Annotated in this window: 6 protein-coding genes and 2 pseudogenes; 3 read left to right on the top strand and 5 right to left on the bottom strand. The window is 35.8% G+C overall.

What is annotated here, in order from left to right; genetic code table 11:
- Window positions 1-42: 42 nt before the first annotated feature.
- Entirely contained in the window at window positions 43-1,599 is a 1,557-nt protein-coding gene (locus ACP6PL_RS00740) for a bifunctional pantoate--beta-alanine ligase/(d)CMP kinase (RefSeq protein ID WP_426541505.1), read from the bottom strand.
- A gap of 1,467 nt (window positions 1,600-3,066) precedes the next feature.
- Window positions 3,067-4,098, bottom strand: coding sequence for a septal ring lytic transglycosylase RlpA family protein (locus tag ACP6PL_RS00735; protein ID WP_426541503.1), 1,032 nt, complete (start codon window positions 4,096-4,098; stop codon window positions 3,067-3,069).
- Between the two features lie 453 nt (window positions 4,099-4,551).
- Here ACP6PL_RS00735 and purM point away from each other — a divergent pair, with 453 nt between their 5' ends.
- Together purM and ACP6PL_RS00725 are read left to right on the top strand one after the other, a co-directional pair.
- Window positions 4,552-5,547 carry a phosphoribosylformylglycinamidine cyclo-ligase gene (gene purM, locus ACP6PL_RS00730; protein ID WP_426541570.1) on the top strand — a complete coding sequence of 332 codons (996 nt, stop codon included), beginning with the start codon at window positions 4,552-4,554 and terminating at the stop codon, window positions 5,545-5,547.
- Between the two features lie 1,283 nt (window positions 5,548-6,830).
- A complete protein-coding gene (locus ACP6PL_RS00725; protein WP_426541501.1) occupies window positions 6,831-8,624 on the top strand; it encodes an ABC1 kinase family protein in 1,794 nt (597 codons plus the stop codon).
- A gap of 713 nt (window positions 8,625-9,337) precedes the next feature.
- On the opposite strand, the gene ACP6PL_RS00720 is transcribed toward ACP6PL_RS00725, so the two are convergent.
- Window positions 9,338-9,676, bottom strand: coding sequence for a hypothetical protein (locus ACP6PL_RS00720; RefSeq protein ID WP_426541499.1), 339 nt, complete (start codon window positions 9,674-9,676; stop codon window positions 9,338-9,340).
- Window positions 9,677-10,049: 373 nt separating this feature from the next.
- Here ACP6PL_RS00720 and ACP6PL_RS00715 point away from each other — a divergent pair.
- Window positions 10,050-10,652: pseudogene (locus tag ACP6PL_RS00715) on the top strand (IS5 family transposase); the annotation flags it as partial.
- A 57-nt stretch (window positions 10,653-10,709) separates the two neighbouring features.
- Here the strand turns inward: ACP6PL_RS00715 and ACP6PL_RS00710 are convergent.
- Both ACP6PL_RS00710 and ACP6PL_RS00705 read right to left on the bottom strand, forming a co-directional pair.
- A pseudogene (locus ACP6PL_RS00710) lies at window positions 10,710-11,126 on the bottom strand (IS1634 family transposase); the annotation flags it as partial.
- Between the two features lie 122 nt (window positions 11,127-11,248).
- Complete coding sequence (locus ACP6PL_RS00705) at window positions 11,249-12,748, bottom strand: group II intron reverse transcriptase/maturase (protein WP_426541497.1); 1,500 nt, start codon at window positions 12,746-12,748, stop codon at window positions 11,249-11,251.
- Between the last annotated feature and the right edge of the window lie 247 nt (window positions 12,749-12,995).

Raw genomic sequence — 12,995 nt, 5'->3', positions numbered from 1 at the left:
AAATTTAACTAATCTTATTTGGTCAGTATTTTCTGGAGTTATTCAAATATTTTGTTTGTAAATATCGACAATTTTTTGAGTAACTTCAGCTATGCTTAAAGTATCTGTGCTAATTTCTATAGCATCTGAAGCTTTTCGCAAGGGAGAAATTTCCCGGTTACTATCTTTTTGGTCACGAAGAATAATCTCTTTTTCTACTTCTTCTAAGGTGATGTTGGTTTGACCTTTCTGCTGTAACTCTAGTACTCGCCGTCGCGATCGCTCTGTTACCGAAGCTGTTAAAAAAATCTTGATTTCAGCATTTGGAAATACATGAGTGCCAATATCTCGTCCTTCTGCTACTATTCCTCCTTTAGTTCCAAATTGTTGTTGTTGTTTTACCATAAAATACCTGACAGTAGGCTGGGCTGCAATAGTTGAAACATTATTTGTAACTTCCCTACTCCGAATTTCTACTGTGACATCCTGGCCATTGATAATGACGCAGTTATTTTCTGGCCGATTAAAGCTAATTTGGCATTGACTGACTAATTCTGCTACTTGGGCCTGGTCTTCAACTGGCACACCAGCTTGTAGTACCATCCATGTTACGGCGCGATACATGGCCCCTGTGTCCAAGTACAAAAGTCCTAGATTTTGTCCTACTAATTTAGTAACTGTGGATTTACCAGCACCAGCAGGGCCATCAATGGCAATTATGGGTTGACGGTTTTTCAAGAGTATATTATCTATTAAACGGCAAGGTCCAACATAAGCAGCGATCGCTAATAAGCCTGTATCTTGAATATTTTCTAAAGGTTGTAAACTTTCAGGGTCAACTATTTCCAAATACTCTAGTTTTACTGTCGGTTGAGATGCTAATTTTTCTTTAACGGCATTTTTAACTTTTTTGAGAATATTTAGTGTATTTCGATTCTTTAAAAATATTTGTCTACCATGAGAAAGAGAAGTATAAAGTATGGAAGCTTGGTGTTTTTGTTCATGAGTTAAATATTGATTGCGAGAACTAATAGCTAATCCTGAAGCTTCGCGAATTATTGGGCAACAAACAATATTCACTGGCAAACTTAGGTCTTTAACTAATTGCTTAATAATTGCTAACTGTTGAGCATCTTTTTGACCAAAATAAGCATTATTTGGCTGAACTAAATTCAATAATTTAGTTACAATTGTTGCTACTCCCTGAAAAAAATTAGGTCGAGAAACTCCACACATAATTGATGTCATTATAGAGGGAGGAACAATTGTAGTTGTAGAGTTTTGAGCATTAGTTGATAGTTCATTTTCCATACCCATTGTTTCAGGAGTAGGAGCAAAAATCACATCTACTCCCTCTTTTTCACAAAATTTTTTATCTGCTTCTAACTGTCGAGGGTATTGTTGAAAATCTTCGCTGGGAGCAAACTGTAAAGGATTAACAAAAATACTGACAACCGTAATTTTATTCTCTTCTCTTGCACGTTTAATTAAGCTTAAATGTCCTTCGTGCAAAGCTCCCATTGTCGGAACTAAACCAATAGTATAGGGAGATTTTTGTGGTTCATTTTGCAGTAAATTTAAGTAGCAGCGCAAACCGGCAATAGTAGTAAATAAACGCATTTTGTTTGGAAAATATAATAATTAAGCAGATTCAATAAGTCAGAAATCAGAAGTATCTTAGTTCCGCAAACTACAGCAGGGATAAGACAGATGTATGTATGTTTTTTTTTATTGAAATATCGTATTTAGTATAATATTCAGTTGAATAGTTATAAATAAATTGTGATAGAGAACATAAAAACATTAGCAGTCGCGAGAAAGTCAAGAAAAGGAGAGTAGGGAATAGAATTTTTTTATCACTAATTATCCGGACACGAGATAATAAGTTATTAGCTCTGGGGCAAATTTGAACATATAAGATGTTGAATATTTCAACTGTGATTAGCACTTAGGAATTAGATGATAGGTTAAAAACATTTTTCTGTTCCCTATCTCCTTTCTACATTATCTATTTTATTCCCAAAATCAAGATATACTAGCTTAACATATTTTGTTTATTTTTTTGAAATGAAAAATTATTGAGCCCACCTATAAATTAATACCATTCAGTTAAGGATTTTTTTTTGCAAATCTGTGATGTTTAATAGCTTAATCTTTAGGTTTTTGTGTAGATGCATTTTTGTCTTATCTAAACCGTATTTACTTATAACTAGGTCAATGTTAAAAATTATTGTAATTTACAAGGAAAAAGGGATTGAAATGCCAATCGTCAAATCAAACTTTTGTGCAGAGATAGAGTGATATTGCAAAACTTTATGATAGGTCTTTAAATAACCATTTTTGGAATTCAAAACTGCTCAATTCAAAGTTCAAAAATTTTGCTTCGTTCCTTAATTGCAACAATTGTTTAATTAAGGATTCAAGACTCGTTCTTCTACAGAGCTAAAAAATCAAAAATATTTTCCTGATTTCGAGGCTTTGACTTTAGGCAAAGGTTATAATGAGTGAATTAATAATTTTTAATTTAGAATTGATTTGACTTTAGTTTTAGTTAGATACTTAGTTTTTTCCCTTCTGACTGCAATAATTTTAATTAATAACCAATTTCATAAAATGTTCCAGAATCTGAGTTTGTTAGTAGGTGCTAAATATTAGATGATAAGAGAAAGACAAATATTTTAATAGTTTTACAGATGATTTGAATGTAATATCTTTTTTTGAATTTACTATCATACTTTGATTTGAAAGAAAAATGTGACAAATAACGATATAGGATGGTGAAAAACTTAATTTCTGATTCTAGTAAAATGAAGATTCACTGAATTACCTAATACCTAAAATTTATTTGTAGGAAACATTGATAAAACTAACATAACATCTAAAAAATAGAGGAAAAGATAGGCTTTTCCCCTGCCAATTTTTGCTCATTACCACCTTCTGATAAATTGAACGTAAAACTAACCGCTACCACATCAAAGCTTATTTATCAAAATAATTGGGTCACGCAAACATCCCTTTTAAGGTGAAATGTGTTTAGAAAGTTGCTCTAATCTTCGCAACAAAAACAACTTCTGACTTCTGACTTCGTTAAGATCCACGAGATTCGATAACCTCTACTTTGACAGGAGCAACTCCACTTTGAATCATACCTAAAATACCAGCCGCAGCAGATGATACATCAATAACTCTACCTGGAGTAAATGGACCACGGTCATTAATCCTTACAATTACTGAAGTACCATTATCTAAATTAGTCACTCGTACTTTTGTCCCAAAAGGTAGAGTTTTATGAGCAGCAGTCATTGCATATTGATCAAAACGCTCACCACTAGCACTTAAGCGACCATGAAACCCAGGACCATACCAAGATGCCCAACCTTGAAATTGGAAAGTAATTGGTCCAACAGCAACTTTTTGTGGTTCCGGTTGTGGTTTAGGTTTTGGTTTACCTGCTATTTCTTTTAAAGGAGGAGCATTATTAACTTGTCGCCGTAAGCGGTTAGTTGCTTGTAAAGTATCTGTTGCTAAGTCGTTGGTAGTATCTGGCAGAATAGTTTGCTCATTTATTTCTACTAATTTTTGCTCATTGGCCAGAATCATGTAACCTTCCCTGTCTACATCCCACTTTGCTGTAATCTCTAGATTAGGACTTTCCTGAATCAGCTGATTTAGTCGGGAGGCAACTAGTGATGCTCGCCAGACAGAATCTTTTTGTTGGTCTGAGTTGAAAGATTGAATAGTAGCTACTTTCACCGAAGAGTCTGAACTTTTATTATCGGCCTTCTTGTTAGTTTCCTCAGAGTCAAGAAAAGTAAGAACTGGAATATTACGAACATAGAGAGTTGCAGCTTGGCGACCAACGAGTTCATGGGCGAGAATTTTAGTAATAGTATTTTGCCCTTCTTGTGTGTTTAACTGGTACTCTCCAACTTTTAGAACATCTGCCTGCCTATTGGCAATGGCTTTCTTTGAATTATCGTTTGTGTCTGAACTTCTATCTATTGGTTCGTTTTGTTGATAAATTTTTCCTTCCTCTAAAGTATCGGCATAACAGTAAACTGCACCTAAACTAGAAAATATAAGGAAAGTAGTAAGACCAGTCCAAATTTTGTGCTTCATAAACTTATTTTTTTAGTAGCACTCGTTGAGTTGGATTTACCTTGGTATAGTCCAGAAATGACTATTCAGGATAACTCAGACTCTTCGATGTTTAAGTATTATTAAGGAACTGAAATAGGTTATCACAAACTTTTAAATTTGGGAAACAAATCTTAAAAATATTTTGGTTGATTTTCTACAAACAAGGCTGATGGTAAACTTATAGAAACTAGACATTGTTAAAAAAAGAGGGGGTCTACAAATTGCTTTTGCAAGAAAATAATCTTCAGAAAACAGTCCCTTGTATAGCAGAAGTCAGAAGTCGTAGGTGTGATTCGCGAATCACCCCTACACGAAGTTAGAAGTTAAATTCTTGCTGTGACTAAAATTGAGGGTTTGAGAATTTTCTAACCACCCTGGTGACTGCTGTATTTTGTTGTCTAGAACACAATCAAAGTTTTGGCCTAAGACATGATGGATTATAAACAAGCTGGTGTTGATGTTGAAGCTGGTCGTGAATTTGTTAATAATATTCGCAATATGGTTATTAGTACCCACCGACCAGAAGTTTTAGGAGGGTTAGGTGGGTTCAGTGGTTTATTTGCTTTACCAAGTGGTTACAAAGAACCTGTTCTGGTTTCTGGTACTGATGGTGTGGGTACAAAATTAAAACTAGCAAATACTCTGAATTGTCATCATACTGTTGGTATTGATTTAGTTGCTATGTGTGTTAATGATGTGTTGACATCGGGGGCGGAACCTCTATTTTTTTTGGATTATTTGGCAACAGGAAAATTAAATCAACAACAGTTAACTGAGGTGGTTTCTGGTATAGCAGAAGGATGTCGTTTAGCCGGGTGTGCTTTAATTGGGGGAGAAACCGCAGAAATGCCTGGTTTTTATCCCCCTGGTGAGTACGATCTGGCAGGTTTTTCTGTGGGAATTGTGGAAAAAAGTTTGATTTTGGATGGGTCTCAGGTAAAAGTAGGTGATGTGGCAATTGGATTAGAAAGTAGTGGAATTCATAGTAATGGTTTTAGTTTGGTTAGAAAGATTATTGATGAATGCAATATTTCTCTAAAAGATAGCCCAGATTTTTTGGAGCAAAAAAGTTTAGGAGAAGCGTTATTAACTCCAACAAAAATTTATGTTAAACCAATTTTAGCAGCGCAAAAAGCGGGTTTAGATATTCATGGTATGGCTCATATTACTGGGGGTGGTTTGCCAGAAAATTTACCTCGTTGTTTGCCAGAAGGAATGTCTATTGATGTCGATCAAAATAGTTGGGAAGTTCCTTCTATTTTTAGATGGATATCCGAAGTTGGTAATGTGGATCGGGAGGCGATGTTTAATACTTTTAATATGGGGATTGGTTTTGTGGTTTTGGTGCCACAATCTCAGGCAGAAATAACAATTAATTGGTTTACTTCTCAGGGGATAAAAGGTTATTGTCTAGGTAAAGTTAATTAGTATTTGATAATACATTGAAGAGATTATAGTTTGGGGTTTATTGATAGGAAATTAGGTGATAATGCTATGATTCACTGAAGCGATCTTCAATACAAGATATTTTCTAAATTATTAGTAAGCATTCAACTATTAGCTGTTAGCTATCAGCAACAATAACCTGTTCTTAAGGACAGAGTTTAAATGAATATAGATTTTGGAGCTAACTTTTGTTGTCAGATTTTTCTAGCTCAATTAATAAAACTTTTATCACCTACTAAAAGAAATAGCTGATAGCTGACGGCTGTTTGCGCAGCATTCCCTAGGAAATGCTTACAATTATTAAGACATACTAAACTTTCATTCCTAAGAAAAATCAAACCCTTCAATTATTCTTAGGTTAAATTTTACCTTCTATACTTTTATATTTGAAAAATAGTCTCAATCTATCTAATTTTTTATAAAGAAAATGTAAAGTATAGTGAGTAATTACTATTATAATGTCAGAATATAAACTGAAAACAATTTTGATTGAAAGAGTGGCTTTTACTATTTAAAAGAGTGGCTTTTACTATTTATATGTGTAGATAAATTTAGTTTATATATCATCCTAATTATAGCGATCAAAAAAAATATTTGATTCGCTCAATCTCGTCTAATTAATTCTTATATTTTTGACAAAAAATTATGTCTTAGGATTAAATAGGTAGGCATTAAAAATTATCCTGATGACGTAAGCATTCAGCTATTAGCTATCAACTCTCAGCAATAAAAATGAATGAAACAAGTACTCGTTTAACTTCTACTACATTTTCAACTATATTGAAAGAAATGTAGATGTGGCTCGCGCTTACTGCTAAGGTTAAGTAATGGTCTTTTCTTTTGCTCATACTTTTAATTCCAAAGCTGATTGCTGACTGCTGACTGCTGAATGCTTACCTGATGACAAGGCACAATCAGAAAAGTTTGTTTTGCAGTTTCTTACTTAGGTGTAATTTGTCTATGATTTAAGACTCACCAATTCTGTTGTGAATAGATTTTTAACTGTCTTAAATCCTGGGTTTTCTTGATGTAAAATTGGATCGGATTTTTGATATTTTAATCATCAGTAAACATAATAATTTTCTTGGTGAAATAAAATATAAATTACCGAAATATTGTGGTTTAAAGTCTCCCCTTTTAAAGGGATAATAAATAAAAATTTTCCTGTTCGTCAATCCTCTTCTTTTCAAGGAGAGGTAATTCTAAATTCTAAATTCTTAATTCTTGAAACCATTAATCAACAGTTTATCAGTATAGTTCAAAAGATGATCAATAAGAAGTATATCCCTACACCTATAATCGAGAAAAAAAACCGAAAAAAAGTCAAGGTAGTAGAGAATCTGGATAGCCGTCGTTTATCAACCCCCTATGTTATTTGGCGATTCATAGTTTATTTTGCAAGAATACAATATCGCAAGTTTACTGGTAAGTCAGATGTGCAAAAAACAGCTACCCAATTACGAGAAATCTTTGAAGAATTTGGTGGCTTTTGGGTAAAAGTAGGTCAGATACTAGCACTAAGAACAGACCTTTTTCCAGATGAAGTATGTGATGAATTACGAAGCCTGCAATATGAAGCTGTTGGGTTTCCTTTTGATCTAGCACGTTCAACTATTGAATCAGAATTAGGTGCCCCTATAGATAAAATCTTTGAGAGTTTTGATGAGCAACCTCTAGCAGCTGCATCTATTGCTCAAATTCATAGGGCAGTTTTATTGAAAAATAAAAACAAAAAGAAAAAGAAAATTTCTGTAGTTGTTAAAGTTCAGCGTCCTGGTTTAGCAGATACTTTCAAGCGAGATTTGGATATAATCAAGATTTTTGTTAACTTTTTGGTATCTATAAATTTTGCTACTTATTTCCGTTGGGATGAGTTTCTAGTAGAACTGGACAATACTTTCAAGGAAGAATTGGATTTCCGCTATGAAGCTGCTAACGGTCGTCGGATGAAAAATAACCTCAAATTCCATAAAATATATGTCCCAACAGTATATCAGAAATATTGTAAACGTAGAGTTTTAGTCATGGAATTTATAGACGGTGTTTTGATGTCCGACTACATTAAGGCATTACTGAGTGATCGCACCAGAGTGAAGCAGTGGGATGATGAAAACGATGTAGACCCCAAAGAAATTGGGGAAAAGCTCTACATATCCTTATTCCGACAAATCTTTGAAGATAATCTTTATCATGGAGACTTACACCCAGGTAATATAATTTTGTTACGCAAAAGTAAGTTTGTATTAATTGATTTGGGAAGTACGGGAACTCTGGAGAAAGAATTGAGAACCATTTACTTGAATTATATAAATGCTTTGTCAGAAGCAGATTTTACTAGTGCTTCTGATTATTATATGCGGTTTGGTACAGATGTTCCAAAAATAAACGTTTCTAGAGCAAGGGTGAAGATCGCTCGTGGATTTGATGCTTGGTCAGCTAAATCTGCACTCAAGGGATTATCATATCGGGAAAAGTCCTTGGGTGGGGCTAGTCAAGAAGTGACTAATGTAGCCTTTGAGTACAAAATACCAACTAACTGGGCATTTCTGAAAGTTAGTAGGTCTTTCTTAGCATTAGATGGCTCACTCCAATATCTCGTGCCAGAACTAAATACGTTCAAGATTATCAAAAAGTACAATAAGGAAGCCGATCGCCGTGCTTTGGTTAATAGTTTGCGTCCTGATAATATTAGGGCATCGCTTCAGAAATTATTGGATATTGTCAGTCAGTATAACGATCTGATTTTGCCTCAACTCCGACAGCGAACTGTACCTTTTGAGTTAACGGTTAACAGATCTGCTCTAACATTGGCAACAATTTTGCGTAGTTTGTCATCTATATTGCTGATAGGTGGGTTTGGTACATTGTATGTCTTCCTTTATCAGCAATATTTTGAGATTATTCAACCTATTAATGTTGAAGTTGTTGATGAAATTGTGAGACAGTTGCCATACATACCATATTTAGAGTGGGTAGGGATATTCATTGGTGGGGGATTAACTTTCAGGGTTTTATTAGCTTGTGTAAATATTCTGGAGCGTAAGGAGTTTGGGAATTAGAGAAGTCTAGCACTTTGTAAGTTTAATTGGGGTCTGCTGAAAAATCTTATGAGTGAGGGTAGGAGTCAGGAGAAATGGGAATTACAACTGTATATATAAGGAACTCCTAAGCTTTAGGCTACCAGAGGATATTAACTAGACTTTGAGATTTTTGATGCCAAAAATGGCATCAAACCCAGTAGTACCAGGGAAAATACCTGACTTGGCTTAAAATAGCTGTTTGCGTAGCATTCCGCAGGAAAACCTAGATATATCAAGAAAACAGTTAATTTAAGGTTAAAGTATTACAGTATAAGGTTTTGACCTTATTTTTAATCTTTATTTTTCCTAAATCCAGTTAACATCTACCGAAAAATTGGGTCTAAAGCCTCGCCCATAAGCGGGCAACTCTTTAATTGACTAAGCAAGAGGATATAGTATAGCATTATTGTCGCAAGTAGGCAATCCTCAATAACCTGTAACCCTTGTCGCTCACGGGGTGACAAGCTAGCTGAAAGCTATATATAGAGAGGTATTTGCGTTCATGGGCTGAATAATAATTCAACTAAAAGACAACGCTTATTGAAAATGAAGGGGTGTAATGCGTTCGCTCCGCGAACGCCTACACCACCCATCTTAATTGAATTATTATTCAAGTCATACTGGGTAATAATATTATGAAAAAACTCACTTTTATTAATCGATTATATCGATCATTAAGTAGAAATTACAGTCTAATTAAGCCGTTTATTGATCGTTTTAATTCCTCTTCGATAATATAGAGATTTATGAGGATTGAGCCTCATTAAAATTTCTACTAATTCCCACGTAAAATTATCATTTACTGCCCAATAAATACAAGATAATCCCAACCAATAACTACTGTTTCTTCTTTCTTTTCTACCTCTTTCATTAGTTCTTGATATATATTCTTGAATGCCTTTATTTTTAATTTTTTGCCCTTTAAAAGAACTAATTGTGTATGAAATAGCTATTAATAAAATTAAATTATTCAATCTCGTTTCATTGGCCTTCGCTGATTCTAGATTGTAACCACCAGTTTTATCCCACATTCCGCAGATGTGACTCAGATTATAGATATTTTTTAAAAATTCCAGCTAGAAAAATTTTATTCACCTAATTTTCTTGGATGATGTTAACTGTTTATGTCAAAAAATAGGAGGGATTTAGTAATTTAATTGAATGAGTTTTCACCTCGGGATGTTCTTGGGCAATAAAGGGAGTTATTTCAGTTAAAATAAACATGACAAGAGAGGGCGACAAATATTTTCATCGACCCTTAAATTTCTATTTAAAACTTTTCTGTATTACTTTTGACTTTTTTTTATTTCAAATTAACCAAATCAAATTATTAGATAATATTGACTACAACTCTTTCCTAAATACTTGACTATCTTTTGACGTTCCTCTGTTAAATTGCTGCAAGTAGATTCTACGGGAGTCAAAGTCTACGGTGAGGGGGAATGGAAAACCTGGATTCATGGTTGTCACGTAAACGCAGGACATGGCATAAATTACATTTAGGTGTGAATGAGGTCACGGGAGAAATTGTTACAGCAGTTGCCACAACTAATGATGTAAGTGACGACCAAGTATTTGGCGATCTATTAGATGGGGTAGAAGGTGAAATAACACAAGTGTCAGGTGATGGAGCTTATGATAAGCACAAGTGCTATGAAAAAGCCAGTCAGTTAGGGGCAAAAACGACAATCCCACCGCGAAAAAATGCAGTGATTTGGCAACATGGCAACTGTAGAGGAATTCCTCACCCTAGAGATGAAAATTTGAGGTGCATTAGGCAAGTGGGACGAAAAAAATGGAAGCGTGAAAGTGGCTACCATCGACGCTCCTTATCTGAAACCACTATGTTTAGGCTCAAAGTGATATTTGGAGGAAAGTTGCGACGACGAAAATTCGACAATCAAGCAGTAGAGTTATTTATACGCAGTAGAGTTATTTATACAATGTGCCATGCTGAACCGTATGATTCAAACAGGTAAACCCAAAAGCTACAAAGTAGCAATCTAGTTAACTCCCATCAGGGGAATCGTCGCGATCGCCACTTTCATGCAACAAAGCCCCTCCATATCCTGATTCTTTCACTGCTATTTTGTAACCTGATATTTGACTATCCTGCCATTCTTTCTCTTTGACATCTAAGATTTTATTTTGTGCTTCTTTAATACTGAGTGGTACTCTTGTTATCCATTGTAATTCTTTCATTGCTGCTAAATTATCTGCTGTATATAGGGCTCTATCTGCTACACATATTCCCTCAAATATCCATTGTTTTTTAAATTCTTTTAATCTTTCTACAAATACACTTTTATCACCTACATTTCCTGAGTCTATTTTTAAATATAATGGTATGTCTCCATCTCCTGTTACTATCATATCTATGATAAATTGTTTCAGGTCTGGTCTTTTATCTCTTGAGTATCCGTGGACTATTTCTATTGCTTTCATTTCCGAGTTGATTTCTAATTTCTCTTCTTCTTTTTCTTCTTGGGTTTCTTCTGTTTCTTCTGTTTCTTTTGTTAGAGTCGATGGGAGGTATTACCCTCCGCACCTCTCCTTCAGAACCGGACGTGCGACTTTCATCGCATCACGGCTCCTAGATAATCTTAGGCTTTTGGCCTTTTGCCCATGTGGATATAATCGTGGCATGACTCATGTACCGCTAAGAGATTCTTAGGGTTCCAATTATCGTGGTTGCCATTGACGTGATGCAGATGTACCTTTTCGTTGTTGTCTAGGTAGTATCCGCAGTGCCCACATTTATAGCCTTGCCGTTTTAGCGCTTTTGCTGTATGACCATCGTATAGGTTGGAATTTCTTTTACTCCAGTAGAGTAAGTCACCGTCATAGGGAGATTTTTCTCCTTTAACCATGACGAACTTATTTTCGGAGTACGGAACCGCCGGAAATGCTTGATTTGTGAGTTTTGTGGCTTCGTTTTTACCTTTGTTTTTGTCCTTGAGGAACTTTTTGAAGGTTGCATGGCTTAAGTGCCATAGTCTAAACCTTGACCCGTCCATCTTGCAATAACGGTGGTAATTTCTCCAACCCCTGATAATGGGACTTAGCTTTTTCGCTTTAGCGGTGGTGGCTAATGCAGAGTTGTTGACTATGGCTTTGACTTTCTTCCGGAATTTTTCGTAGTTTTCCTCTGAGGGGGTGCATCGAAATTTCCCGTTTTCTTGCACTTTGAAGTGCCATCCCAAGAAATCAAAGCCTGCCGTTGCCCGCGTTATCTTTGTCTTCTCTGTTGATATATTCATCCCACGTTTCGCTAGGAATTGCTGTACTTTTTCTAAAATCTTCTCAGCGTTGTCTTTTGGCTTTAAGAAAAATACCATATCATCCGCATATCTTACGGATGGGTGGATCTCCTCTATACCGTTTAATGCTATATTGGCTAATAGTGGTGAAACTACACCACCCTGGGGTGTACCTTGTTCTGGAAACTCAGGTGATACCCCTGCTTTTAAGCATCTCCACAACCCCGTTTTTATTTGTTGGGGGGCGGTGACCTTAGTCATAATCGCCTTGTGGTTAATTCTGTCGAAACATTTTTCAATGTCTAGTTCGATTACCCTCTTCTCGTGACCTTTGACCCGACTTTTTAGGTTATCAAAGACGTATTTTTGTGCGTCATGTGTACCTCTGCCTGGCCTAAAGCCGTAACTTCGGGCGTGGAATGTTACCTCGTGGGCGGGTTCTAAGGCATATTTGATAAGACATTGCCATGCCCTATCTGCGATGGTTGGGATTTTCAATGTTCGGATTTTCCCATTTTTCTTAGGGATTTTAACTTCCCTTAATTCCTCATGTTCCCAGTGGTTTGCTTCTTTTAGCTTTTGGGCTAGGTTAAGCCTTTGGTTGAAGTTTAAGGATTTTTGTCCATCGACCCCACAAGTTTTCTTCCCAGAGTTAAGCTGAGAGACTTGTCTTACAGCCAGCATCCTTGCAGCATGGGATTTCAGCACCAAACGTTGAAGACTCAGCACTTTACGAGTGTCTCCATTCTGCATGGCTTTGTAGATTCGTTTTTGGAGGCGGAACAGATTTTTCTGGAATTTCTTCCAGTCTTGGCTACTCCAGACTTCACTATGATTACTCATGTGTCTAAGCGTACTCTCTTACTAAATTTCACTACGCTGATTACCCTGCAAGCAATTTGCGCTTGCATCCTACCCGTTGGAGAGATTTCCGTGCTTTCCCACCTACTCTAGTTTTCGACCTTTCTAGAGACTCTCTCAACGTTTTTCCTCGTTCCGAGTTGCAGATTGTTTTGACGGTTTTAGGGCTGTCCAATTCGCCTACACGATCCCCAGGGATGCGTCTGATATACAAATTCGACGCGGGAAT

Origin of the sequence: Dapis purpurea BLCC-M126 (assembly GCF_050015975.1) — a bacterium.
Lineage (GTDB): Bacteria > Cyanobacteriota > Cyanobacteriia > Cyanobacteriales > Microcoleaceae > Trichodesmium.
Note: the sequence above shows the minus strand (reverse complement) of the source record. Positions and strands in the feature narration are given on the sequence as shown.

Coding starts and splice junctions, on each gene's coding strand:
- ACP6PL_RS00740 (WP_426541505.1), bottom strand. CDS start 1,599: ATGCGTTTATTTACTACTATTGCCGGTTTGCGCTGCTACTTAAATTTA.
- ACP6PL_RS00735 (WP_426541503.1), bottom strand. CDS start 4,098: ATGAAGCACAAAATTTGGACTGGTCTTACTACTTTCCTTATATTTTCT.
- purM (WP_426541570.1), top strand. CDS start 4,552: ATGGATTATAAACAAGCTGGTGTTGATGTTGAAGCTGGTCGTGAATTT.
- ACP6PL_RS00725 (WP_426541501.1), top strand. CDS start 6,831: ATGATCAATAAGAAGTATATCCCTACACCTATAATCGAGAAAAAAAAC.
- ACP6PL_RS00720 (WP_426541499.1), bottom strand. CDS start 9,676: ATGTGGGATAAAACTGGTGGTTACAATCTAGAATCAGCGAAGGCCAAT.
- ACP6PL_RS00705 (WP_426541497.1), bottom strand. CDS start 12,748: ATGAGTAATCATAGTGAAGTCTGGAGTAGCCAAGACTGGAAGAAATTC.